Origin of the sequence: Rhodobium orientis, assembly GCF_003258835.1 — a bacterium.
In the GTDB taxonomy this organism is placed as follows: domain Bacteria; phylum Pseudomonadota; class Alphaproteobacteria; order Rhizobiales; family Rhodobiaceae; genus Rhodobium; species Rhodobium orientis.
Genome location: NZ_NPEV01000215.1, coordinates 1 through 245 on the forward strand (window position 1 = coordinate 1; position 245 = coordinate 245).

At 52.2% G+C, this 245-nt stretch carries 1 protein-coding gene; it reads left to right on the plus strand.

Annotation, left to right across the window (positions count from 1 at the left end):
• Window positions 1-245 (plus strand): lyase family protein (locus CH339_RS25900; protein ID WP_245408204.1); only part of this gene is annotated, 245 nt, incomplete at both ends.

Below are 245 nucleotides of genomic sequence, written 5' to 3' on the forward strand. Positions count from 1 at the left end.
AATCGCCAATGATGTCAGATGGCTTGCGAGCGGACCTCGCTGCGGAATCGGCGAGCTGCTTATCCCGGAAAATGAGCCGGGAAGCTCGATCATGCCTGGAAAAGTAAACCCTACGCAAAGCGAAGCGCTGACAATGGTCGCATCCCAGATCATGGGGAATGACGCAACGATCGGCTTTGCCGCGAGCCAGGGGAACTTTGAACTGAACGTCTTTAAACCTGTGATTATTTACAACTTCCTCCAAT